This window comes from Candidatus Sphingomonas colombiensis (assembly GCA_029202845.1).
In the GTDB taxonomy this organism is placed as follows: Bacteria; Pseudomonadota; Alphaproteobacteria; order Sphingomonadales; family Sphingomonadaceae; genus Sphingomonas; species Sphingomonas colombiensis.
Genome location: CP119315.1, coordinates 2918937 through 2941964, shown reverse-complemented (window position 1 = coordinate 2941964; position 23028 = coordinate 2918937). Strand labels below are relative to the sequence as shown.

The window sequence follows — 23028 nt, the reverse complement described above, 5'->3', positions numbered from 1 at the left end:
GCCTCACGTCCCAAACAGAAACAGGCGATCCGGGCCTAGGCGATGATATCGGGGATCAACTGATCCTCCAGCGCCGCGATCTCATCGCGCAGGCGGAGCTTGCGCTTCTTGAGGCGCGCCATCTGCAGTTGATCGACCGTCCCACCGCTTCCCAGCGCGACGATCGCCGCGTCGAGATCGCGATGCTCGGTCCGCAACGTGTTCAACCGTGCCGCTATGTCGCTGTCGTCCACCCGCTCACCCTCCGCGGGCAACCCTAGCAGAATCCGGCCTGGCTGTGGGCGACAATTTGTCGTGTCGCGCACGCAATATCGCACTGTCGCCGCCGCCCGCCGAAACCTCGCAAAATCAATGGCGACATTTGCCGCGAACGGTGATTTACTCATCCGTTCCTTCAACCTGACAAAGGAGGTTCCTGTCATGCAAACCGCGCATCTTTCGGCTCTTGAGGCCAAACATGCGGTGCTGGACCGGCGAATTGAGGAGGAGGAGCATCGACCGATGCCCGATACATTTCTGGTCGCGGACCTCAAGAAACAGAAATTGCGCGTGAAAGAGGAAATCTCCTCGGCGCATTGATGCCCACACGGGGCGCCCCGGATGACGGGGCGCCCTTTTTACGTCAGCCGATCTGCTTCGCCGCCGTCTTCCGTGTCGCGGCACCATAAGGCGGTTTGAGCCCCGCAAGCTTCGCCACATCGAGTCGTGATTGTTTGAACACGCTCTTCGGGTGGCTGAACGTCACGAAACCGTCGCGGCCGTGATAAGCCCCCATCCCCGATGGTCCGACCCCGCCGAACGGCAGATCCTCCATCGATACGTGGAACACCACGTCGTCCAGCGTCACGCCGCCCGAAATCGTGCGATCGAGCACACGGCGGCGCTCGCCTGCGTCCGGCCCGAAATAATATAGCCCGAGCGGCCGATCGCGGCGGTTGATCTGCCCGATGGCATCCTCGATCCCGTCATAGCGGCGCACCGGCAGGATCGGGCCGAAGATTTCCTCCTGCATCAACGTCATGTCGTCGGTCACATCGCGGACGATATGGAGCGGCATCTTGCGCGAATTGGTGCTCGCGAAATCCTCGCCCGCAGGATTGACGACCTCCACGGTCGCGCCCTTCGCACGGGCATCGTCGATCCACGCGTTGAGCCGCTGATAGTGCCGGTCGTTGACGATGCTGGTGTAATCCGGATTGGCGAGCAGCGTGGGATACATCGCGCTCGCGGCGCCCTTGAGGCTCTCGACCAACTCCCCTTCGCGAGCCGACGGGACGAGCACATAATCCGGCGCGAGGCAGATCTGCCCGGCGTTGAGCATCTTGCCCAGTGCCACGCGTTGCCCGACCTGCCCCAGATCCGCGCCGCCGCCGACGATCACCGGAGATTTACCGCCCAATTCCAGCGTGACCGGCGTCAGATTATCCGCAGCGGCATGGAGGATATGCTTGCCGATCCCGGTCGCGCCGGTGAACAGCAAATGATCGAACGGCAGTTCGGCGAAAGCCTTGCCCACCTCCGGCCCGCCGGAGATGAACACCAATTCGGTCGGGTCGAAATATTTACCGACAATCTCTTCGAACAGCGCGGCGGTGGCCGGGGTATATTCGCTCGTCTTCACCATCGCGCGATTGCCCGCCGCGAACACGCCGGCGAGCGGGGCCATGACGAGATTTACCGGGAAGTTCCACGGCGAGATCACGCCGACGACGCCCTTGGGCTGATATTCCACCCATGCTCGTGCGCCGAGCAGGCCGAGCGGGAATTGCACCGAGCGCCTGTCTCGCCTCGCCCAGCGATCGACATGCTTGAGTGCGTGGTTCAGCGGCCCGATCGAACCCGCGATATCGGTGACCATCGTCTGGTCCGCGCTGCGATGCCCGAAATCCTCCGACAGCGTGTCGCAGAAGCGTGCGGCATTGTCTCGAATCATCGCGATCGCGCGCTTCAGCCGATCCTTGCGCAACGCAAGCGGCTCGGGCAACGCGGCCATGAAGCTGTCACGTTGCGCCGCAAGTATCTCCTGCATCCTCGCCCTCCTGTTATTTTTTTGCGCAGCCGATCAGGCCACCCACCGGCAGCACGATACCATCCTTCGCGCCGCGGTCGATCCTTAGTGTGGCGGAGGATATCAACGCGCCGTCGGTCAACGCCTCCCCGCTGACCAGCGCCATATCGAGCGTGATGGTCACGTCGCCCAGGCGATATTCGCTGGAGGGCGTAAATCCGAAATTCACCGCGCCGCTCTGCGCGACGCGCGGATAATCGGCGACAACACCGTCCAGCGCGAGGCGCATCCCGCCAGGCTCCGCCGTGGCCATCGCGGCCAGCGTCCGGGTGGTGCCGGTCGTGAACAGATATGCCGCGCAGCCATGCGCGGGCAGCGCCTGGGGCGCGAGGCGACCGATCGGCAGGCCGTCGATCGACGCCGGCCGCGCAGGGGGATCGGCCAGTAACGCGAGAAGAAGCGCGATCATCCGGTCATCCCTATCATCATCAACCACGCAGGATAAGCCGCGATAGCCAGGAACGCGCCAAACGGGAGTTTCGCGTCCGCCGCCACCGCTTTCCCGCGCGCGCGTTCAAACAGCGCCAGCCCGAGCCCGACCAGCGCGGCGATCATCACCACCACCGGCAATAGCCGCCAGCCGAGCCACAGCCCGATCGCGCCGAGCAATTTTGGATCGCCCCCGCCAAGCCCCTCACGCCCTCGCACCACGCGATATAGCCGCGCGATCACCCACAGGCTGAGGAACCCCGCGATCCCGCCGATCACGCGCTCCTCCAGCGGCGGCGAGACGCCGAGCGCCCCCGTGGCCAACCCGAGCAGCGCCACCGTGCCGGTGAGCACATCGGGCAGCCACAACACCGCCACGTCCAGCGCGGCGAGCGTCAGTAACAGCCATCCGAACACCGCTCCCGCCACCCCCACCAGCCCCGGCGCTACATAGCCGGCCAGCGCCCCAATCAGCGCACAGCCAAGCTCGATCTGCCAGTGGCGCGGGTCGATCGCGCTCCCGCAGCTCCGGCATCGACCACGCGATGCGACCGCGCTCAGCAGCGGCACCAGTTCCATCACGCGAAGCGTCCGCCCGCACGCGTCGCATGCCGATCGACCGCGCGTTACGCCGCGCCCCTCCGGCCAGCGGATCACGATCGTCGCGAGGAAACTCCCCGCGATCGCGCCCGCCATCGCGAGCAATATCGGCCAGACCCATCCGGGCGGTGAAGCCAGCATATCCATCCTACCCGTCCTATCGTTTGAAAAGCGCGCCGTCCCCGCCTAGATCGCAGGCAAAATCAACGGAGCAGCGAAATGACCACCGATCCCGTCGTGATTCTCTCCTATGCCCGCACCCCCATGGGGTCGTTCCAGGGCAGCCTCGCCGGCGCGTCGGCGACCGAATTGGGCGCCACCGCCGTCAAGGCCGCCGTCGAGCGCGCGGGCGTCGCGGGCGGCGATGTCGAGCGCATCTACATGGGCTGCGTGCTCCCAGCCGGGCTCGGGCAGGCCCCGGCGCGTCAGGCGGCGCTGAAGGCGGGCCTGCCGCAATCGGTCGAGGCGACCACGGTGAACAAGATGTGCGGATCGGGGATGCAGGCCGCGATCATGGGCGCGGAGGCGCTCGCGGCCGGCACCGTCGATCTGATCGTCACCGGCGGCATGGAGAGCATGACCAACGCGCCCTATCTGCTCCAGAAGCATCGCGGCGGCGCGCGGCTCGGCCATGATCGCGTGATGGATCACATGTTCCTCGACGGCCTGGAAGACGCTTACGAACCCGGCAAGGCGATGGGTGTGTTCGCCGAAGCAACCGCCGGCGAATATCAGTTCACTCGCGTCGCGCAGGACGATTACGCCATCGCCTCGCTCACCCGTGCGCAGGCCGCGCAAACCTCCGGCGCGTTCGATCGCGAGATCGTCGCGGTCGAGGTGAAGGGCCGCAAGGGCGTCGAGACGATCGACAAGGACGAACAGCCGCTGAAGGGCGACGCGTCGAAGATCCCCAATCTCAAGCCCGCTTTCGCCAAGGATGGCACGATCACCGCCGCCAACGCCTCGTCGATCTCGGACGGCGCGGCCGCGCTGGTGCTGACGCGCGAAAGCGTCGCCGCCGCAAAGGGGCTGAAGCCGGTCGCGCGGATCGTCGCCACCGCAGCCCATGCGCATGAACCGGCGAAATTCACCACCGCCCCGGTCAACGCGATCGAGAAGGTGCTGGCAAAGGCTGGCTGGAAGGCAGCCGAGGTCGATCTGTTCGAGGTTAACGAGGCATTCGCCTGCGTCTCGATGATCGCGATGCACGATCTCGGGCTCGATCATGCCAAGGTGAACGTCAACGGCGGCGCGACCGCGCTCGGCCATCCGATCGGCGCGTCGGGCGCGCGGATCATCGCCACGCTTATCGCGGCGCTTCAGAACCGGGGCGGCCGCAAGGGCGTCGCGTCGCTGTGCATCGGCGGCGGCGAAGCCACGGCAGTGGCGCTTGAACTGGTCGACTGAGCCGCATCCTCCCTCGTCACCCCGCGCGCCGGGGTGACGAGGGAGGCTTACACTTTCGCGCGGAACGGCGTGAAATTGGTGTGACGATCATAGACGTCCACGCCCTCGCGCCGCTTCAGGAAACCGACCACCGCATAGGTGAAGGGGGTCAGCAGCACCTCCCACGACACTTTGAGCACGAACTGGCTCAGCATCACCAGCAGCATCGCATGGACCGGCCAGTCCGGCGCGCCGAAAAAGGCGAGCGGATAGAAGATCAGGCTGTCCACCGCCTGCCCCACCACCGTGCTGCCGATCGTGCGGGTCCACAGGTGCTTGCCCTCGGTCCAGATCTTCATCTTGGCGAGGACGAAACTGTTGGCGAACTCCCCGGCCCAGAACGCGCAGATCGAGGCCGCAACGATGCGCGGCACCTGCCCGAACACGCTTTCGTAAGCCGCCTGCCCCGTCCATCCTGCATCGGGCGGCAGCTTCACCACCACCCACGACATGAACACCATGAAGATCATCGCGCCAAAGCCGGCCCAGATGCAGCGCCGCGCGCGGGCATAGCCATATACCTCGGTCAGCACGTCGCCGAGCACATAGCTCACCGGAAAGAACAGGATACCCGCCCCGAACGGCCATAGCCCGATCCATGGCAAGTCGATCACCGCGCGCTTCCCCGCGCCGATCACGTTCGACAGCAACAGGATGGTGACAAACGCCGCCATCACGAAATCGAAATAACGGAAATGCCCGCCTGCAACCGCTTGCGCGTCCACCGCCTGAAGCGGTTCGTTCTCTACCCCTGCCATATTGGCATGATGCAACCAGTTTCGCTCGCCCGCAATCCGCGCTAGGCGCATCAGCGGGCGCCCGTAGCTCAGTTGGATAGAGCACGAGCCTTCTAAGCTTGGGGTCGCAGGTTCGAATCCTGCCGGGCGCGCCAGTCCTGTGTAAAAGGGCTTTGTTGCATAACGTCGAGCCAGCGTAAGCAACTCGTTATTCGTGATCATTATGCGATGCGGACCGTGTTCGGCGCTCCTATTTCGGAGAAGCGATTGAGGATTGTGGCGCGGACTTTGAGCTCCGTTGCCTGACGGTGGAAAGTGCGCGCGGCGACACGCTCGCCAAGCAGCTTGAAACAGTGCATCTTGGTTTCGACCAGGCTGCTGCGGTGGTAGTGGTTCCGCTTCTTCCAGACGGTGCGGGCAAGCCGCTTGATGGCGCGCAGCGCTTCATTGCGGGCATCGACGCCGGGCCCCTTCTTTATCCACGTCTTGCCATTGCGGCGAACCGGAATGACCGGATCGGCACCATGTTCGTCGATGGCCGCGTGGCAGTCGCGAGTGTCATAGGCGCCATCGCCTACCGCATTGACCCTGACTGCGATCGCCCGAATGTCCCGGCTCTGCGCATCTATCGCGATGTGCACCTTGCGTCACTGGCGACGACAAGACGCACCGTGCTTCCTTGTTTTCCACGCGCCTTCGCCCGTCATCTTGATCCCGGTGCTGTCGACCAGAAGGTGCAGGCCACCGGTGCTGGGTCTCCCGCCCCGGTCCACCGACAAGGTCTCCTGCCGGCGGCACAGCGTCGTATAATCCGGCACCCGCCAGTCCATCCTGAGAAGACTGGCAAACAGGCCCGTCACTTACCGCAGCGACAGATGTAACAGCCCCTTCAGCGTGAGACAGAACTCGATCACGCGATCGGAAAATCGCTGCAGTCGACCAGGACGGCCGTCCGCCGCCGCGAACCAATCCATCCCAGGATCAAACCACACTTCCACTGAACCGCGCCGCTTCAGCGCAACATTATACTCGGGCCAATTGGTCGTGCGATACTGTGCGGGCGTCGGCTTGGGCATCCCGTCCATCTATAACAAGCGAATCCATCAACTTGTTATGCAACAGAGCCGACGGGCTCTAAGGTTACGCTACCACCGTTCGAATCCTGATCGTTCCCGTGAGCGTCTTGTGGACCGGGCAATTCTCAGCGACGTTAAACAGTTTCAACCGCTGCTCGTTCGTCAGTCGCGGACCGGTCAGGACAACCTTCTTGCGGAATTCGTCGATAGTCTCGTCGGAACCCGCCTCCAACCGCTTGCCGTGCTCTACCTCCACCTCGACATGCTCGAGCGGCCAATCATGCTGTCGGGCGAACCAACGCACGGTTATCGCCGTACATTGCGCCAAGGCTGCGGTCAGCAAATCATAGGGCGTTGGGCCAAGATTAGCTCCGCCACGCGCGATCGGCTCGTCGCCGAATATATGGTGACCGGATACGTCGATCGCCACCGCGAGCGGACTACCCTGCGCATCATGGACCCTCGCCACCGTCTTCTCTGCCATTGCCTAGCTCCCTGCACGCATGATCCTGGCGACAAAACCGGCCACGAACGCCTGCTTAAGCGACACTACTGCGACGGAGATGCCGGTCATTTTCTCTCTCCGCTTCCGATCCGGGGCATTTCGCCTGGAGCAACCGTCATCACGTCCTGCCACTCGGGATGCTTTTCGTATCGCGCACGGACATAGGGGCATAGCGGGATAATCCTGAACCCGTTCTCCCGCGCATCGGCGATGAGGTAATCGACCAGCGCCGCTGCGGCACCGGTACCTTTCAACGCGTCGGGCGCGCCGGTATGATCCGCGCTGATCAGGCCCGGCCCACGATGGGTGAAGGTAAGTTCCGCTTCCGCTGCGATCCCCGTGACACGGGCCACATAGCGGCCGTGGCGATCGCCGTCCTCCTTGGTGACAATGATATCGCTCACCGTCTTTTCTCCCTTTCGTGCATCACGCGCCCATCTGCCCGGATCATGCCGGCATTTCCGGCATCGGGATATATTCCCGATCGTCGCCCACCGGCAGCTTCATGCGCTGTTGCCGCCAGTCCTCGGCCGCCTGCTCCAGCCGCTCCTTCGATGAGGACACGAAATTCCACAGCAGGAAGCGCTCGCCGATCGGCTCGCCGCCCATCACCATCACCGTCGCCGGCTGGCGCGCGAGCACGTCGACGCCGTCACGCCCGGCCAGCACCGCCATTTGGCCCGCGGCCAGCACCGTGCCGTCAACCTCGATCTCGCCGCTGGCACAATAGACGGCGCGCTCCGGATAGGTTCCGCCAACCGAACGCCGCGCGCCCGGCGCCATTTCCCAATGCTGGTAGGACAGCGGCGAATGGACCCGTACCGCAGCCTTCATGCCGTCGGTTTGGCCGGCGATCAGCCGTCCGCGTACCCCATCCTCATCCCATTCGGGCAAGTCCGCCCCTTCGTGATGATCGAAGGTGGGATCACTTTCCTCCGCGTCGAGGGGGAGTGCCACCCACGCCTGGATGCCGTGCATATTGGCACCGTGGGTCCGCGCATATTCCAGCCGTTCGCTATGGGTGATGCCGCTGCCCGCGACCATCCAGTTGACCTCGCCGGGGCGGATCTCCTGATGATAGCCCAGGCTGTCGCGGTGAGTGATCGCGCCGGCATAGAGATAAGTGACGGTTGCGAGCCCGATGTGCGGATGCGGCCGCACATCGAGCGAGCGCGGAATGCCCGACGCAAGTTCGAGTGGCCCCAGATGATCGAAGAAGATGAAGGGGCCGACCATCCGGCGCGCGTGGAACGGCAGCACGCGGCCGACGATGAAGCCGCCGCCCAGATCCCGGCTGCGTCGGTCGATGATGCGTTCGATAGTCATTTGCCCTCTCCTAATTCACCACCACGATTGCGGGGATCGGCTGATCGCTCAGCCCTTGAAATCCTTCTCCGGGTTCGATCCGTCCCAATTCTCGAAGACATGCATGAAGCCGGGCACGGTTTCAGCGCGCGCCCAATCACGCTGCAGCTCGCAATAGAGTTGAGTCTTGCTGATCAGCTTGCCACCCGCCTGTTCGATGCGGCGCAGCGCGGCCTCATGCGCCGCGACCGAGGTGCCGCCGACCGCATCAACCACCACATAGACATCATAACCCTCTTTCAGCGCATCCAGCGCAGGGAACGCGAGGCAGGCTTCGGTCCATAGCGCCGTCATGATCAGTTTCCGGCGACCGGTGGCCTCAACCGCTCGCTTGAACTCGATATCTTCCCAAGCGTTGATCGTTGTCCGATCATAAACGGGAAGGTGGCCGAGTACCTCCTGGATCTCGGCGATCGGCGGCTTGTTGCGACCCGTCGCCACGTTCACCGTCGAATGGATAATCGGCAAACTGTAATTCACGGCGGCGCGGGCGGTGTTGACGATGTTGAACACCAGTTCGCGCCGATCACTCGAACGGATCGAGGAAACCTGGACCGGCTGATAGTCAATGATGATGAACGCCGAATTCTCCGGCGTCAGCAGGTGATCGGTCGCGGGATCGCGAATTGCCTCACTGGTCATTGCACTCACTCCTTGCTTGAATTTGTCTGTTCATTTGCCGGATCAGGCGGTCATCATCCGACCAAAGCGGCCACTGTTAAAATCGTCGACCGCTTCGCGAATCTCGGTTTCGCTGTTCATCACGAACGGACCATAGCCGACGATCGGCTCGTCGATCGGTTCTCCGGTCAGCACCAGCAACATGGCATCGCCATCGGCGTCGATCGTGGTGCCATCGCCATCACGCGAGAGCAGCACCATCTCGGCTTCGCCGGCCGCCTGACTGCCGCCCACGGTGACGTGCCCGGACAGCACGATGATCGCGGCGGTATGTCCTTGCGGCAGATCGAGCTTCACCGAGCCCCCCGCCGTCAGGCGCAGATCCCACATGTTGATGGGCGTGAAGGTGCGCGCCGGCCCTTTGGTTCCCGCGAACTCGCCGGCGATGATCCGCGCCTTCCCGGCGCCATCGGGCAAAGAGACGACTGGAATATCAGCGCTGTTGATCGCCTGATAACCGGGCGTCACCATCTTGTCCTTTGCCGGCAGGTTTACCCAGAGCTGGATCATGCGGAACGGGCCGCCTGACCTGCTGAAGCCCGGCGAGTGGAACTCCTCATGCAGAATGCCGCCGCCAGCGGTCATCCACTGGACATCGCCGGGGCCAATCGTGCCGCCCTTGCCGGTCGAATCCCGATGCGAAACCTCGCCCTCATAAACGATCGTCACCGTCTCGAACCCACGATGCGGATGTTCACCGACGCCACGCGGCGCCACGCCCGTGCCAGGCTCGAAATAATGTGGGCCGGCGAAATCGAGTAGCAGGAACGGGCTGATCTGCTCACCGAGCGCGTTGTACGAAAACAACGACCGCACCGGAAAGCCATCACCGACCCAATGCCGGTTCGGATTGCTGTAGCGCCCCAGGATCGTCTTCATATCGCTTCTCCTCATCCGCGATCTGGTCGCGGGAACGAGCAAATTATGGGTGCAAGACAATCACGCCGCCAGATTGTGATTTTGGACAGTCAGTCCTATCAATAGGACAATGCAAGACCTCAATGACCTCTATCTATTCGTGCAGGCGGTCGATCATGGCGGGTTCACCGCTGCCGCACGCGCGCTGGGGTTGCAGAAATCGAAAATTAGCCGTCGCATCGGTCTGCTAGAAGATCGGTTAGGCGTCCGGCTGATCCAGCGCTCGACCAGAAGCTTCTCGATCACCGAGATCGGCCAGGAATATTACCGCCGCTGCCTCGCCATGCTGGTCGAGGCGGAGGCGGCCCAGATCGTAATCGACCAGTCGCGCGCCGACCCGTGCGGCATTGTACGACTCAGCTGCCCAACCGCGCTGCTAGCGTTCCAGTTCGGCGAACTGCTCGCGCGTTTCATGGCGCATTACCCTGAGGTCGAGCTGCATGTCGAAAGCACCAATCGGCGCGTCGATGTGATCGGTGAAGGTTTCGATCTCGCCATTCGTGTCCGGCCGCCGCCGCTGACTGAGAGCGATCTGGTCATGCGGCGTTTCGACGAGCGGACGATCCATATCGTCGCCAGCCCGGCATTGCTCCACGGCCGGCTCATCGCGACCCCCGCCGATCTCACCGCCCTCCCCAGTCTCGATTCACGCTCGCCTTCAAGCGAACATCGCTGGCATCTGATCCATGTCGACGGCAGCGTGGCCGAGGTGCGCCACAAACCACGCCTCGTCATCGACGATATGGCGGTCCTGCGCGAAGCCGCGCTGGCGGGCGTCGGTGCGGTGCGCCTGCCGACGATGGCGGTGCTGGATGACCTTCAGGCCGGAAGGCTGATGAAGGTCCTGCCGAATTGGCGCCCCCCCAACGAGATCGTCCACGCCATCTTCCCGTCGCGGCGCGGACTGTTGCCATCGGTTCGCGCATTGCTCGATTTCCTTGCCGCCGAATGCGCCGCCTAGCCCAAACCATTTCGAGCGGCGCCTGATGGCCGACATCGCGGCGCCAGGCTGGCGCGCGCGGTGCGATCCTGGATCCTGATTTCCTTGAGCGTTCTTGCCATTTCCTGCTGTCCGCAAGCTGGACGGAATACTAACCGGATTTCGTCAAACCAGCAAAGATGGGTACGGACTAAGTATTTATATTACAATATTTTAAATGACATTCGAGAGTATTTTTGGGGCCCCTCTCACACAGCGAAAACGGCCCCCTCGCTCGCTGCCGGATATGGCAAGTTTCCCAAATCGCACAACGTTTCGGACAACTTCGCGCAATCGAGTTTGCCGGGATCGGGGCAACCCTGCCAACGCCGGTACATTCCCGTTCTATGATGGCAGTGGCACAATCGCCCGCGCGGCAATCTCCTCCAATCCGTCAGCGATATAGTAACTGTAGTGTTTCTCGATCATCTCGACACTCGTGTCCGATAACCGACTGCGAGTAGCGACCTTCGCCGAGATAGGCGCACACCAACCACCAACCCCAAGCTTGGCTTTGCGGTAACCAATGTGGACATCGGAATCGAGCTGCCGCCAGTATCTTCCTGGCTTGAGTTTCGTTCTTACCGCTCGGGTCGCAAGCGACGTTTCTGTGAGGAGTTTTGCCAACGCAAGGCCACCAAACTTGTCAAATATATGGCTATGACCGGCCGGGAACGAGCGTGAGCATATTTATATAAAATATTATTTTTAATTGATATTTATTGATGACGAGGGACATCAAAATCCCGTTTTTGCCGCGTTCCAAAGGCAGAGGCCCCAGGTTCGAAACCTGCCGGGCGCGCCATTTCCATATCCCCTGCGGGCACGGATGCCCACACCACGTCGCATGGAAATGCGCTTCCCTCCACGGCCGAAGATTATAGCGGCATATCGGGGCGGTGCGGCGGATCGCGCTCGATGGTTACCGGGTGGCGGAGAGCCCCGGCCGCATCTGGGCGACGTGGACGACAGCCCATTTGTCGGCGTAAATCCGCTTCCATCCGCGATCGCGATCGAGAACTTTTACGAGCGGATTGTCGGGCGGCAGGATCGTCCAGGCGAATTTCCACTTCGCTTCCGCCGCTCGCCAGCGCGCAACGTCTCCCTTCGCGATTTTGAAGTAATCGACGGTGAACTCGTCGCCATACATGTCCGAGCGGCCGTCGATGAATGGCGCGATCCCTTCGAACGCGAGCAGCCCGCCAAAACTATATTCGTTGAAAACCGGCTGGTCGCGCAGCGCCGCCGGCAATGCGCGTAGCGCCGTCATCGGGACACCATAGCTATCGGGCCGCTCGAACGGCACGAACAGGCGATATGAAGTGGCACCGCAGAAGAGCAACACCCCAACCGCCAGCATCGGCGCGAGCTGCCGACGATCGCGCCACACGCGCGGCAGCAGCGCCGGGCGCGGCCGGTCCGCGCCCTCCGCCCAGGCGCGCCCGATCGGTTCGGCGAGGATCAGCACCGCCAACGTCACCAATATCATCTGGTTGCGCGTGTGCTCCAAGGTGATGTTCAGCGCGACCAACAGGATCAGCAACCGCATCACCGGGATGCGGATGGGACGGAACAGCACGAAGAACAGGCCGCTCAGCAACAATATCTGTAGCGAATTCACCTGACCGAAATTCGCCGGCCGCCATTCCGATATCAGCGGCAGCAGCGCCAGGCCGTTGACATGAAACGGGTATAGCAGCCCTTCGATGCCAGCAGGCGTGGCCAGCGCGGCCGCGAATATCGCCAGCCCGAACACGCCCCATTGTCGTATCACGCGGAGCCGGGCGGCCGGGGCAGCGGCAAACAGCGCCTCCAGCCCGAAGCCGCCAGCCAGCGCCAATCCAAAGATGAAACTGCCATGGGCATTGGCCCACACGATCATCAGCAACGCCAGCGCAAGCGGCGGCGCTCGCCCGCCCTCACGCGCACGCATCAGCGCGATCGTCCATCCGGCGAGCATCGGCAAGGCGATCAGATGCGGCCGCGCCAGCAGCGACTGCATCAGCCCGAGCGAGAGATAGAGCAAACTAAGCGTCGCCGCCCCTGCGCGCTGCCAGCGAAGCAGGTGGAGCGCAACGATGGCGTAAAGCACTGCGGTCGCCGTGCTGAACAACAGGATCAGCCCCGCCCATCCGCCTGCACGCCATGCGCCATACATCAGGACTTCGGACAGCCATTCGTGCGCGATCCACGGTCGGCCGCGTGCGGAAAAGGAAAAAGGATCGACATGCGGGACGGCGCGATGCTCGACGATCCAGCGCCCCGCGGCGATATGCCAGCCGGTATCGCCGTCCCTGAATGCCGAGGATAGCGCAATAACAAACGCAAAGGCGCCAAGCGCGGCAAGCAGAACGAAAAGAAAGTCCGGCAGGTCGGCGTTACCGTCGCCTTTTCCCGCAGCCTTATTGCGCCCAAGCTGCCACATAGACCACCCTCCCCCCGAGATCACATCCGCCGACAGCCCGAGTCGCGACAGCAAATTCTACGCATCGTTCCTTTACACTTCATCCAGCAACTGCAATAAGTTGGATGGAAGCGACACCAAAGGTTAATTCATACAATTTCTGCATATATCGAAAGATATATCGGTTATGACACTCGACCATTGTGGTACATTTTTCTTCCGATTTAAAATAACTTCGTACCGAAGTATTTACGAAAATCGGAAACGTTAAACATTTATAAAATAACGATTTTATTTTAGATGGTTAACAAATCATTTCTACAACTCATTGTGATTCAATAATAAATTAAGCATCATTGACTTTAACAGGTGCTACACCCCTTTTTGTCTCCACATTCCGATGGTGATCGGACCAGGTCAGGCCGGTGGAAGAGCCGGACGAGTTGATCCAACGCCGCCCTGGAATGCCGAAACCGGGCTGTCCGGTTGAGAAAACGGGGAATTGGACATGAGCACTATCAAGCATCTTCTGAAAGACGACAGCGGCGCTTCGGCGGCCGAATATGCGCTGATCCTGGCGATCGTCGGCACCGGCATCGCCGCTGCTGCCTATACGCTGGGCGGTTCGATCAGCAACGCGATGAACAAAGCCTCGAACTGCATCAACAGCGCTGGTGGAAACGTTGCACCCACGTGCTGATCATCTGATGCAGCATTCGCGCGGATCTGGCCCGGTTCGGACTACCGGCGGATCGGGTCAGTTCCCGCGAACCACTGATGAAGTATTGAGCGAGATAATGGACGACGCGAAGATCCAGGCTACGAACGAAATTCGCAACCAAATCAGCGGCGCCTGTTAATCGCAAGAACAGGGGCGCGGAAAACCGTGTCCCTAATCCTGACCAACGGGGGCGGGGCATGCGAGGACAAGGACTCATAATTTTGGGCGTCGCGATCCTGCTGGGGTTCGCGGCGGTTTTCCTTGCCAATTCCTATCTTGGCCGGGTCGAGCAGCGACAGGCCAACTCACCGCAGGGAACCGTGAAGGTGGCGGTGGCGCGTGTACCGCTGGAATTCGGCGCGCAGATCACTGCGGACAAGGTGCGCCTGGTCGATTGGCCGGCGGAGGCGCTGCCGGTCGGCACGTTCACTTCTCTCCCGCAGCTTCTGCCGATGAACCATACCCGCGTCGTGCTGCGCCCCATGACCGCGAACGAGCCGATCCTGCGCTCCAAGATTTCGGGCGAAGGTGGTCGCGCCGCGATCTCCGCCGTGCTGAGCCCCGACAAGCGAGCGGTTGCCGTTCGCGTTGGCGATGTGGCCGGCGTGGGTGGTTTCGTGCTGCCCGGCGACGTGGTCGACGTGCTGGTGACGCGCACTCCGACGGGGCCGAACAGCGGGGGCCGCCAGATCACGGACGTTCTGTTGCAGAAGGTTCGCGTCATCGCGGTCGATCAGGACGCCAACGACAATTCCGACAAACCCGCCATCGGCAAGACGGCGACGCTGGAGGTGGCGCAGGTCGATGCCCAGAAGCTCGCGCTCGCGCAGCAGGTGGGGCAGCTAAGCCTCGCGCTGGCCAATCCGGCGGCGGACGTGACCCCCGTGGTGGGGACGGTCAGCACCGAAGATCTGCGCGACGGCGCGTTCGTCGCCGGCGTCGCCGATGCGCGGCCCCGCTATCAGCCAAGACCGGTGGTTTACACGCGCCCGCCACGCGTCGCGCGGCCCGCCGCTCCCAACCCCGACCTCGCGACGATCACGGTCGTCCGCGGCACCAAGGATAGCAGCTATGAGGTGGGTAGCTATGTCGGTCGCTGATTTCAGGGTGGGTATGGTGGCGCTGGCCACCGCCACCGCCACATCATTGGCCCCTGCCCCGGCGACGGCGCAGGCGGTGCGCGCGGCGGACGCGGATCTGCGCGCCGGGCAACTCGATGTGCCGACGGGCAAGAGCCAGGTGCTCACCGCCGACCATCCGTTCGCCAAGGCGCTGATCGGCGACGCGGAAATCGCGGATGTCCTGCCGCTTACCAACCGCTCGCTCTATGTGCTGGGCAAGAAGCTCGGGACGACCAGCCTGACGCTCTATGATCGCAACAACAATCTGATCTCCGTCGTCGATGTCTCGGTCGGGCCGGACGTGATCTCGTTGCGGCGCCAGTTCGCGGAGCTGATGCCGGCCGAAAAGATCGGGGTGCAGATGTCGGGGGATTCGGTCGTGCTGACCGGCACCGTTTCGAGCGGCCCGGCGGTCGATCGCGCGAAACAGATCGCCACCACCTATGCCGGCGACAAGATCGTCAATCTGTTGTCGGTCGGCGCATCGCAGCAGGTGATGCTGGAGGTGCGGTTCTCCGAAATGAACCGCACGGTCGCCAAGAACCTTGGGATCAACACCGCGTTCACCAACGGCAACGGGCTGCATACCTTCCAGGGCGGGATCGGCAGCACGGGCGGCAACACCGCATTGCTGACCAACCAGAACGGCACGCCGACGGTCAATCTGTCCGGGGTGCTCGATACGTTCGGCATCGTCTCCAAAGGTATCACGCTCGGCAATCTGAACATCTTCACCGCGCTCGACGCGCTGGAGCGCAAGGGGCTGGTGACGACGCTGGCCGAGCCGACGCTGGTCGCCCTGTCCGGCGAATCCGCCTCGTTCCTGGCTGGCGGCGAGTTTCCGGTTCCCGTCGCGCAGTCGAACGGCGGCAACGGCACGAGCACCAACGGCACCAGCAGCGCGATCACGGTGGAATTCAAGCCATTCGGCGTCAGCCTCGCCTTCACGCCCACGGTGCTCGACGACAATGTCATCAGCCTGATCGTGGCGCCGGAGGTCAGCTCGATCGACCCGTCGGCCTCGATCAGCGTCAACGGGCTGACCATTCCGGGGCTCCAGACCCGGCGCGCCCGAACGACGCTCGAATTGCGCGATGGCCAATCGTTTGCGATCGCCGGCCTGCTGCGCAAGGATTTTCAGGACACGGTGCGCCAATTCCCGCTGCTCGGATCGATCCCGATCATCGGGACGCTGTTCCGCTCAACCGGGTTCCAGCGGCAGGAAACCGAACTCGTCATCATCGTAACACCGCGATTGGTGAAGCCGGTTCCCGTCGCGCAGATGCGCCTGCCGACTGATCGCGTCCAACCGCCCGGCGAGTTCGACATGTTCCTGATGGGACGGACAGACAAAGCCGTCGGCACCAATCCCCTGGACCCGAATGCACCGCCCGGAGGCGGCTTCACGGATCCCAACGGCTATTCGCCACGGAGGTGATCGTCATGCGCCTGATAGTTCCGGTGACCCTGGTCGCGAGCGGACTGGCGACCGCCTGCACCCCGTTCGACACCACCCTCGGCAACGCGGTGAAGACCAATTACGCGCTTCAGACGATCAATCCCGATCCACGGCCGGGAACCGCCGATCCGGCGGTGATGGAGGGAGGATCGGGCACCCACGCCGCCGGTGCGATCGAGCGTTATCGCAAGGGGGCTGTAAAGCAGCCCCAATCGATGCAGACCGGGCGTTCCTCAAGCTCCGGCGCCGCAAGCGGCGGCGCCGCGCCGAACCCCGGAACGAACTGACATGCGGCGCGCGGCTTTCCGCATCGGGAAGTCGGAAAGCGGCTCGGTCGCGCCCATCGTCGCGATCGCGCTGTTCGCGGTGGTCGGCGGCGCGGGGATCGCGTTCGATTATGCCCGGCTCGCCGCGCTCGATACGGAACTCCAGAATGCGGCGGATCACGCTGCGCTGGCTGCCGCCGCGCAGCTCGATGGGAAAAGCGGTGCGCAGACCCGCGCGACCTCTTCGGCGCAGAATTTGATCACCAACCTCGCCCTTTTCGCCAATGATGGCACCAATCGAACGGTGACCGTGCCCACCGTCACCTTCTATCAGGACAAGGCGAAGGCGACGCTGGCCACCGGCGACGGCAATTCGAATTTCGTCCAGGTCACGGTGGGGGCAAGGCGCGCCTTTTACGCCCTGACGCCCGTGGTCGGCGCCCTGCAATCCGGGTTGCTTTCGGCCAAGGCGTTTGCGGGTGTGGCTTCCGGGATCTGCAAAGTTCCGCCGGTGATGATCTGCAACCCGCAGGAAACGAGCACGAACAAGTCCTTCGATCCCAGCACACTGGTCGGCGCGGGGCTGAATCTGGTCGCGGGCGGCGCGTGGACGCCGGGCAATTTCGGCTTTCTGGATACTGGCGGCAACGGCGCGAAGAATCTCAGTTCGGCGCTTGGCTGGATATCCCCTCCCGGCGACTGCCAGCCGGTGACCGGCGTCACCACCGAGCCTGGTGCGAACGCCTCCGTCCTCGCCGCCCTCAATACGCGCTTCGACATCTACGACAATGGCGCGCAGACCTGCCCCAGTGGAGGCGTCTGTCCGCCGTCGGCGAATGCGGTCAAGGATCTCGTCAGGAAAAATGGCAACGGCAACAATGTCTGCACGTTGAGCAACAGCGGCTGGCAGGTCTCGAACAATCCCTATCTGCCGAGCAGCGCGACGACGCCGCTGACGAACGCCCAGATGCCCGACGCAATGGGCTATCCGCGCGACATGTGCCACGCGGTCAGCTCCACCGGCACCTGTGCCAACGGCCGGATCGGCAACGGATCGTGGGATCGCAACGCCTATTTCTACGTCAACTACGGTTCGGCGTTCGACTGGCGGACGGCGATGACGAACGCCGGCTACAATTCCAATAACGTAACCCGGTATCAGGTCTATCAATGGGAACTGACCAACGCGGCCTCGCGCATCAATACGCCGCGCGCGGTCGGCAGCCTCACCTCCTATGGCGCGCCGATCTGCTGGAGCGGTTCGCCCTCGGGCGGGATTGCGCCGGGCGGCAGCAACGTCGATCGCCGCCGCATCTCCGCGGCTGTCATCAACTGCCAGCAATATGGCGTAAACGGCAAGACGACCAACGTGCCGGTGCAGGCATGGGTTGAGCTTTTTCTCGTCGAGCCCTCGGCCAAGCGATCGCGCACCGGCGCGAGTGACATCTATGCCGAGATCATCGGCGAAACCAATTCCGGCAACGCGGGGGGCACGGCCGGACAGGTGGTACGCAAGGACGTGCCATATCTGATCGAATGAGCCTGCGCCGCGCCTCGATCGCGTATCGCGCTTTTGCCTGTCGCCGGGGATCGGCGGCTGCGGAGATGGCGCTCGTCACGCCGCTGTTCCTGATCCTCAGCTTTGGCGCCGTCGATCTCGGCAATTATTTTCTGTCGGAGCATGTCGTGGTCAAGGCAGCGCGCGATGGTGCGCGTTATGCCTCTCGTCGCGATTTCACCCAATATAGCTGCTCGACCGTATCGACCAACGTTCGCGACAACACCAGAAATCTGGTTCGCACCAACACGCTGGACGGCACGGGGGGAGCACGACTGGTCGGCTGGACCGATCCGAGCACGATCACCGTTTCGGTCACCTGCAACAGCGATCCGACGTATCGCGGCGGGATCTATGCCACGAAGACGACCGGGGTTCCTGTCGTCACGGTGCGCGCCGCGGTCCCTTACGCATCGCTGTTCAGGGCGTTCGGCTTCTCCAAACTCACCTTGACGCTCAACGCCAGCGCGCAGGCCGCGGTGGTGGGCGCATGACCGCGCTGCGCGCCCTGTTCCGCTCCGAGCGCGCCGCGACGGCGGCGGAGTTCGCGCTGCTGATCCCGCTGTTGCTGACCTTCGTGCTCGGCACCATCGACGTCGGCCGCTACCTCTGGACCTGCAACAGGGCCGAAAAAGCCACCCAGATGGGCGTCCGCTATGCCGTGGTGACGGATATCGTGCCGAGCGGACTTTCGACTTATGATTTTGTCGGCGTCAGCGGGCTGGCGCAGGGCGATCCGATATCATCGGGGGCCTTCACCAAAGCATATTGCACCGAAGCAAGCAGCGGCACCGTCAGCTGTGTCTGCGTTCCATCGTCCTGCCCGTGGGGCAGCAGCACGAACAAAACCGCCTTCGACAATATCGTCGCTCGCATGCGGATGGCTTATCCGGCGCTGAGCGCAAGCCATGTGCTGATCAACTATGATTATGCCGGGCTCGGCTACGCCGGCGATCCTAACGGAATCCAGGTTTCACCGTTGGTCACGATCAAGCTTTCCGGGATGAACTTTACGCCGTTGCTGTTTCGATTTTTCGGAAGGGCGACACTTCCACTGCCGGCATTCAGCGCCTCGCTGACGCTCGAAGACGGCAGCGGCAGTGTCGGAAACTAGGAGTGGTGTGGTGGGAGTGCTAGAGTTGTCCGAATTCGAGCCAAACAGCTGGGCGATCCGTCGACCCGGCGCGGGGATCGAGCTGGTCCTCTCGCAGGAGGAAATCCTGTCGGCTGAATTCGGCGCGAGCATCGTCGGCGGCATGTCGCTCGACACCAGCAAGATCGAACCTGACGAAGACGTTCCCAGCGAGATCGTCAAACGTGCGCGGGTGATCGTGATCGAGGTTCGCCCCGATCATCAGGCGTCGCTCGCCCGTCTGAAAAAGCTGCAGCTGGAGAACCCCTCGATCGCGGTGGTCGCCGCGGTGCGCGACATGTCGATGCCCACGATGCAGGCGCTGCTGCGCGCGGGGATCAGGGACATTATCGCGCTGCCGCTCGAACGGCGCGAGCTGGAAGCCGTGATCGAGCGGATGCGCGAGGAGATCGAGCGGGGGATCGCCCAGAACGCGCCCCGCGGAAAGATCGTCTCGATCATCAAGAGTGTCGGCGGCGTCGGGGCGACCGCGCTGCTGACCCAGATGGCGGCGCTCTATGCGCAGCGCGAGGCCGGGCGCGGAATAAAGGCATGCGTGTTCGATCTGGATTTGCAGGGGGGCAATGCCGCGACGCACCTTGGGGTCGTTCCCGATCTCACCGTCAGCGAATTGCTTGACGCGGGGAAGCGGCTTGATCCCGCCGTGCTATCCTCGGTGGCGGCGGAGCATTCGTCCGGATTGAAGATCATCGCGGCGCCGGTGGAGCTGGTGCCGACCGACACCGTCGGCACGGATCAGATCTGCGATATCGTCCAGCTGGCGACAGCGGAATATCATACGGTATTTCTGGATCTTCCGAGCGATTGGACCAATTGGTCGCTTTCGCTGGTTGCTCAGTCGGATGTCGTCTTTCTGGTGATCGAGCTGTCGATCGCCAGCCTGCGCCAGGCGCAACGGCAGCTCGCGCTGCTGGTCAAGCTCGGCGTCGCGGCGGAGAAAATCCAGGTCGTGGTCAATCGCGTCGAAAAACGGCTGTTTCAGCAGATCAACCTGCGTGACGCGTCGGAAACGATCGGGCGCCAGATCGGCCTTAGTGTCGCGAACGATTTCGCGCTGATGAACACCGCGCTCAATCGCGGGGTGATGATCGGCGATATCAAGTTGAAAAGCGCGGTCAGCCGGGATCTGGTCAAGATGCTCGACGCGGTCGACATGCTGCTGGAGCGCGACCGGTGAGCGTCTGGCAAATTCGCACCGCAGGCGCGCCGCCGGCCTCTGAACAGAAAGGCGCCGCCCGAAGCGAGGAAGCCCATGCGCAGCCGCAGGGCGATATCCACACCGCGCTGAAGGTGGAGCTGCATCAGCGCCTGCTCGATCTGATCAACCTGTCGGCGCTGGAAACGATGACGCGCGATCAGATCCAGACGGAAATCGGCGAAATCGTTCACGAACAGCTCTCGCTGCAGAAACACGCGCTCAACCTCGCCGAGCGCAAGCGGCTGGTCAACGACGTGCTCGACGAGCTGCTCGGGCTCGGGCCGCTGGAGCCGTTGCTCAAGGACGAAAGCATCACCGATATTCTGGTGAACGGCGCCAACGCCGTGTTCGTCGAACGCCATGGCCGGCTGGAACCTTCGTCGATCCGCTTCAAGGACGAGCGTCACCTGTTGCGGATCATCCAGAAGATCGTCGCCGCCGTCGGCCGGCGCGTCGACGAGGCATCGCCTTATGTCGACGCGCGGCTGGCGGATGGATCGCGCGTCAACGCAATCATTCCGCCGCTTGCGGTCGATGGCGCGCTGCTGTCGATCCGCAAATTCGCGCGCGTGCCGATCGACATGGATCGACTGATCGCGTTGGGAAGCGTGCCCGAAACGGTCGCCGCGGTATTGCGGGCGATCGTCGAGGCGCGGCGCAACATCCTGATTTCCGGCGGAACGGGATCGGGCAAGACGACGCTGCTCAATGCGATGTCGGCATTTATCGACGGCACCGAACGGATCGTCACGATCGAGGATTCGGCAGAGCTTCAGCTTCAGCAATCGCATGTTGCCCGGCTCGAAACGCGGCCGGCCAATATCGAGGGAAATGGCGAAGTCACCCAGCGCGATCTGCTGAAAAACGCGCTGCGCATGCGCCCGGATCGGATCATCATCGGCGAAGTTCGCGCCGGCGAGGCATTCGATATGCTGCAGGCGATGAACACCGGCCACGACGGATCGATGACCACCGTCCATGCCAACAGGCCGCGTGATGCCCTGTCGCGCATCGAGCAGATGATTGGGATGAGCGGTATCGACATCGCGCCGCGCTCCGCCCGATCGCAGATCGCCAGCGCGATCAACGTGGTGATCCAGGTCGGCCGGCTTGCCGATGGCAAGCGACGCTTGCTGAGCCTTTCGGAACTGATCGGCATGGAGGGGGATGTCGTCACGATGCAGGAAATCTTCCGCTTCCGTCTGGACGGGCGCGACGAGCATGGCGGCGTGTTGGGGCGCTTCGAGGCGACCGGGATTCGCCCGCATTTCATGTCGGAACTGGAGGATCGCGGCATCCGCCTGCCCAACGACATCTTCAATCCGAATGTGGCGATGCAATGATCTCGTTCGCTGCGATCCGTCTGCTTGTGCTCGCACTGGTCTTCGCCGCGGCCGTGCTGGCGATCGAGGGCGGCGTATCCTGGTTTCGCGCGAGCCGGGGGGGCACGCGCGCGGTAAACAAACGCCTGCGCCTGATCGCCAGCGGGTTCGATCGGCCCGATATTCTGGCGCGGCTGCGGCGCGACGGGCAAGGCGCGGCGATTCGTCTTCCGAGCTTTCTTGCATGGCCGGAGCAACGGCTGAACGCCCTGCTGCGAAGCGGGGTTCTCGGCCTGTCACCGGGGCGCGTGCTGTTCCTGATGATGCTGGCGGTGGCGCTTCTGTTCGTGTTCACACTCGCCGGCGCAATCGCATTGGGGCTGACCATCGGCAGCGGCACGCTGCTGATGGCAGGATGCTTCGCGCTCGCGGTGGGGTTCGTGTTGCCGCTGATGGTCATCGCCCAGCGGGCGGAACGCCGCCACCGGAAGATGGCGGAGCAATTCCCGGTCGCGCTCGACATCTTCGTCCGCGGATTGCGCGCCGGCCATCCGGTCGCTGCCGCGCTCGATCTGCTAACCCAGGAAATGAGCGATCCGATCGGCAGCGAATTCGGCCTCGCCACCGATGAGGTCGCTTATGGCGCGGATTTGCGTGACGCGCTTCAGAACATGGCCGATCGCTGTGATCTGGAAGACCTCCACATGTTCGTCGTTTCGCTGTCGGTCCAGAACGAAACCGGCGGCAATCTGGCGGAAATTCTGGAGAATTTGTCGAAAGTCATCCGCGATCGCGCGAGCATGGTGATGATGGTGCGCGCGCTCAGTTCGGAAGGACGAATGACCGCGACGCTGCTGACGGCGCTGCCGATCCTCGCGTTCGTCGTGCTGTTCCTGGTCAACCCGCCATTCTATCTCGAGGTGGCGGGAGACCCGGCCTTCGCCATCGGGTTCGGCTCGCTCATCGGGCTGTATCTTATCGGTTTCGTGACCATCCGTCGCATGGTCAACATCAAGGTCTAG

Annotated in this window: 24 protein-coding genes, 1 tRNA gene and 1 pseudogene; 14 read left to right on the top strand and 12 right to left on the bottom strand. The window is 63.0% G+C overall.

Annotation, left to right across the window (positions count from 1 at the left end):
- Positions 1-35: 35 nt before the first annotated feature.
- Positions 36-233, bottom strand: coding sequence for a DUF465 domain-containing protein (locus P0Y64_14185; protein ID WEK42526.1), 198 nt, complete (start codon positions 231-233; stop codon positions 36-38).
- Positions 234-420: 187 nt separating this feature from the next.
- Between P0Y64_14185 and P0Y64_14180 the strand changes: the two genes are divergently transcribed.
- Positions 421-579, top strand: a complete 159-nt coding sequence (locus tag P0Y64_14180; protein ID WEK45057.1) for a YdcH family protein — start codon at positions 421-423, stop codon at positions 577-579.
- A gap of 43 nt (positions 580-622) precedes the next feature.
- Here the strand turns inward: P0Y64_14180 and P0Y64_14175 are convergent, their stop codons facing one another.
- Genes P0Y64_14175 through P0Y64_14165 form a run of 3 tightly spaced genes read right to left on the bottom strand, consistent with a single transcriptional unit; the run spans position 623 to position 3238 of the window.
- Positions 623-2029 (bottom strand): coniferyl aldehyde dehydrogenase, encoded by a 1407-nt coding sequence (locus P0Y64_14175; GenBank protein WEK42525.1) that lies wholly within the window; start codon positions 2027-2029, stop codon positions 623-625.
- A 13-nt stretch (positions 2030-2042) separates the two neighbouring features.
- Positions 2043-2477, bottom strand: coding sequence for a hypothetical protein (locus P0Y64_14170; GenBank protein WEK42524.1), 435 nt, complete (start codon positions 2475-2477; stop codon positions 2043-2045).
- Positions 2474-3238 (bottom strand): A24 family peptidase, encoded by a 765-nt coding sequence (locus P0Y64_14165; GenBank protein WEK45056.1) that lies wholly within the window; start codon positions 3236-3238, stop codon positions 2474-2476. The genes P0Y64_14170 and P0Y64_14165 overlap by 4 nt, the downstream gene beginning before the upstream one ends.
- A 78-nt stretch (positions 3239-3316) precedes the next feature.
- On the opposite strand from P0Y64_14165, the gene P0Y64_14160 reads away from it, so the two are divergent.
- A complete protein-coding gene (locus tag P0Y64_14160) occupies positions 3317-4504 on the top strand; it encodes an acetyl-CoA C-acyltransferase (protein ID WEK42523.1) in 1188 nt (395 codons plus the stop codon).
- Positions 4505-4551: 47 nt separating this feature from the next.
- Here the strand turns inward: P0Y64_14160 and P0Y64_14155 are convergent, their stop codons facing one another.
- A complete protein-coding gene (locus P0Y64_14155; protein ID WEK42522.1) occupies positions 4552-5352 on the bottom strand; it encodes a queuosine precursor transporter in 801 nt (266 codons plus the stop codon).
- Between the two features lie 6 nt (positions 5353-5358).
- Between P0Y64_14155 and P0Y64_14150 the strand changes: the two genes are divergently transcribed.
- Positions 5359-5435: transfer RNA gene (locus P0Y64_14150), tRNA-Arg, on the top strand.
- Positions 5436-5501: 66 nt separating this feature from the next.
- Here the strand turns inward: P0Y64_14150 and P0Y64_14145 are convergent.
- The 6 genes and pseudogenes from P0Y64_14145 to P0Y64_14120 all read right to left on the bottom strand — a co-directional run bounded on the left by P0Y64_14145 (position 5502) and on the right by P0Y64_14120 (position 9786).
- Positions 5502-6356 (bottom strand): annotated as a pseudogene (locus P0Y64_14145) (IS5 family transposase).
- A gap of 64 nt (positions 6357-6420) precedes the next feature.
- Entirely contained in the window at positions 6421-6840 is a 420-nt protein-coding gene (locus P0Y64_14140) for an OsmC family protein (protein ID WEK42521.1), read from the bottom strand.
- A gap of 86 nt (positions 6841-6926) precedes the next feature.
- On the bottom strand, positions 6927-7265 hold the full coding sequence (locus P0Y64_14135; protein WEK42520.1) for a GNAT family N-acetyltransferase: 339 nt from the start codon (positions 7263-7265) through the stop codon (positions 6927-6929).
- A 43-nt stretch (positions 7266-7308) separates the two neighbouring features.
- On the bottom strand, positions 7309-8187 hold the full coding sequence (locus P0Y64_14130) for a pirin family protein (GenBank protein WEK42519.1): 879 nt from the start codon (positions 8185-8187) through the stop codon (positions 7309-7311).
- A gap of 48 nt (positions 8188-8235) precedes the next feature.
- Positions 8236-8868 carry an isochorismatase family protein gene (locus P0Y64_14125; GenBank protein ID WEK42518.1) on the bottom strand — a complete coding sequence of 211 codons (633 nt, stop codon included), beginning with the start codon at positions 8866-8868 and terminating at the stop codon, positions 8236-8238.
- 42 nt (positions 8869-8910) lie between these two features.
- Positions 8911-9786: a pirin family protein gene (locus P0Y64_14120; GenBank protein WEK42517.1), complete on the bottom strand. Its 876-nt coding sequence runs from the start codon at positions 9784-9786 to the stop codon at positions 8911-8913.
- Between the two features lie 109 nt (positions 9787-9895).
- Here P0Y64_14120 and P0Y64_14115 point away from each other — a divergent pair, with 109 nt between their 5' ends.
- A complete protein-coding gene (locus P0Y64_14115) occupies positions 9896-10786 on the top strand; it encodes a LysR substrate-binding domain-containing protein (protein WEK42516.1) in 891 nt (296 codons plus the stop codon).
- Between the two features lie 940 nt (positions 10787-11726).
- Here the strand turns inward: P0Y64_14115 and P0Y64_14110 are convergent.
- Positions 11727-13229, bottom strand: a complete 1503-nt coding sequence (locus P0Y64_14110) for a hypothetical protein (protein WEK42515.1) — start codon at positions 13227-13229, stop codon at positions 11727-11729.
- A 487-nt stretch (positions 13230-13716) separates the two neighbouring features.
- Between P0Y64_14110 and P0Y64_14105 the strand changes: the two genes are divergently transcribed.
- The 10 genes from P0Y64_14105 (at position 13717) to P0Y64_14060 (ending at position 23028) form a co-directional block, all read left to right on the top strand.
- Entirely contained in the window at positions 13717-13908 is a 192-nt protein-coding gene (locus tag P0Y64_14105) for a Flp family type IVb pilin (protein WEK42514.1), read from the top strand.
- Between the two features lie 242 nt (positions 13909-14150).
- A complete protein-coding gene (gene cpaB / locus P0Y64_14100) occupies positions 14151-15029 on the top strand; it encodes a Flp pilus assembly protein CpaB (GenBank protein WEK42513.1) in 879 nt (292 codons plus the stop codon).
- Entirely contained in the window at positions 15001-16488 is a 1488-nt protein-coding gene (locus tag P0Y64_14095; GenBank protein ID WEK42512.1) for a type II and III secretion system protein family protein, read from the top strand. Before cpaB ends, P0Y64_14095 begins: the two co-directional genes overlap by 29 nt.
- 5 nt (positions 16489-16493) lie before the next feature.
- Positions 16494-16796 (top strand): hypothetical protein, encoded by a 303-nt coding sequence (locus P0Y64_14090; protein ID WEK42511.1) that lies wholly within the window; start codon positions 16494-16496, stop codon positions 16794-16796.
- A 1-nt stretch (position 16797) separates the two neighbouring features.
- Entirely contained in the window at positions 16798-18315 is a 1518-nt protein-coding gene (locus tag P0Y64_14085; GenBank protein ID WEK42510.1) for a pilus assembly protein TadG-related protein, read from the top strand.
- Entirely contained in the window at positions 18312-18827 is a 516-nt protein-coding gene (locus P0Y64_14080) for a TadE/TadG family type IV pilus assembly protein (GenBank protein ID WEK42509.1), read from the top strand. Before P0Y64_14085 ends, P0Y64_14080 begins: the two co-directional genes overlap by 4 nt.
- Entirely contained in the window at positions 18824-19447 is a 624-nt protein-coding gene (locus tag P0Y64_14075) for a pilus assembly protein (protein WEK42508.1), read from the top strand. Before P0Y64_14080 ends, P0Y64_14075 begins: the two co-directional genes overlap by 4 nt.
- A 10-nt stretch (positions 19448-19457) precedes the next feature.
- Entirely contained in the window at positions 19458-20663 is a 1206-nt protein-coding gene (locus tag P0Y64_14070; protein WEK42507.1) for an AAA family ATPase, read from the top strand.
- Complete coding sequence (locus P0Y64_14065; protein ID WEK42506.1) at positions 20660-22027, top strand: CpaF family protein; 1368 nt, start codon at positions 20660-20662, stop codon at positions 22025-22027. The genes P0Y64_14070 and P0Y64_14065 overlap by 4 nt, the downstream gene beginning before the upstream one ends.
- Positions 22024-23028 (top strand): type II secretion system F family protein, encoded by a 1005-nt coding sequence (locus P0Y64_14060; protein WEK42505.1) that lies wholly within the window; start codon positions 22024-22026, stop codon positions 23026-23028. Before P0Y64_14065 ends, P0Y64_14060 begins: the two co-directional genes overlap by 4 nt.

What these genes read in the sequence shown, in the direction of transcription:
- P0Y64_14180 (WEK45057.1), top strand. Translation starts at nt 421, where the DNA reads ATGCAAACCGCGCATCTTTCGGCTCTTGAGGCCAAACATGCGGTGCTG.
- P0Y64_14175 (WEK42525.1), bottom strand. Translation starts at nt 2,029, where the DNA reads ATGCAGGAGATACTTGCGGCGCAACGTGACAGCTTCATGGCCGCGTTG.
- P0Y64_14170 (WEK42524.1), bottom strand. Translation starts at nt 2,477, where the DNA reads ATGATCGCGCTTCTTCTCGCGTTACTGGCCGATCCCCCTGCGCGGCCG.
- P0Y64_14165 (WEK45056.1), bottom strand. Translation starts at nt 3,238, where the DNA reads ATGCTGGCTTCACCGCCCGGATGGGTCTGGCCGATATTGCTCGCGATG.
- P0Y64_14160 (WEK42523.1), top strand. Translation starts at nt 3,317, where the DNA reads ATGACCACCGATCCCGTCGTGATTCTCTCCTATGCCCGCACCCCCATG.
- P0Y64_14155 (WEK42522.1), bottom strand. Translation starts at nt 5,352, where the DNA reads ATGCGCCTAGCGCGGATTGCGGGCGAGCGAAACTGGTTGCATCATGCC.
- P0Y64_14140 (WEK42521.1), bottom strand. Translation starts at nt 6,840, where the DNA reads ATGGCAGAGAAGACGGTGGCGAGGGTCCATGATGCGCAGGGTAGTCCG.
- P0Y64_14130 (WEK42519.1), bottom strand. Translation starts at nt 8,187, where the DNA reads ATGACTATCGAACGCATCATCGACCGACGCAGCCGGGATCTGGGCGGC.
- P0Y64_14125 (WEK42518.1), bottom strand. Translation starts at nt 8,868, where the DNA reads ATGACCAGTGAGGCAATTCGCGATCCCGCGACCGATCACCTGCTGACG.
- P0Y64_14120 (WEK42517.1), bottom strand. Translation starts at nt 9,786, where the DNA reads ATGAAGACGATCCTGGGGCGCTACAGCAATCCGAACCGGCATTGGGTC.
- P0Y64_14115 (WEK42516.1), top strand. Translation starts at nt 9,896, where the DNA reads ATGCAAGACCTCAATGACCTCTATCTATTCGTGCAGGCGGTCGATCAT.
- P0Y64_14110 (WEK42515.1), bottom strand. Translation starts at nt 13,229, where the DNA reads ATGTGGCAGCTTGGGCGCAATAAGGCTGCGGGAAAAGGCGACGGTAAC.
- P0Y64_14105 (WEK42514.1), top strand. Translation starts at nt 13,717, where the DNA reads ATGAGCACTATCAAGCATCTTCTGAAAGACGACAGCGGCGCTTCGGCG.
- P0Y64_14095 (WEK42512.1), top strand. Translation starts at nt 15,001, where the DNA reads ATGAGGTGGGTAGCTATGTCGGTCGCTGATTTCAGGGTGGGTATGGTG.
- P0Y64_14090 (WEK42511.1), top strand. Translation starts at nt 16,494, where the DNA reads ATGCGCCTGATAGTTCCGGTGACCCTGGTCGCGAGCGGACTGGCGACC.
- P0Y64_14085 (WEK42510.1), top strand. Translation starts at nt 16,798, where the DNA reads ATGCGGCGCGCGGCTTTCCGCATCGGGAAGTCGGAAAGCGGCTCGGTC.
- P0Y64_14080 (WEK42509.1), top strand. Translation starts at nt 18,312, where the DNA reads ATGAGCCTGCGCCGCGCCTCGATCGCGTATCGCGCTTTTGCCTGTCGC.
- P0Y64_14075 (WEK42508.1), top strand. Translation starts at nt 18,824, where the DNA reads ATGACCGCGCTGCGCGCCCTGTTCCGCTCCGAGCGCGCCGCGACGGCG.
- P0Y64_14060 (WEK42505.1), top strand. Translation starts at nt 22,024, where the DNA reads ATGATCTCGTTCGCTGCGATCCGTCTGCTTGTGCTCGCACTGGTCTTC.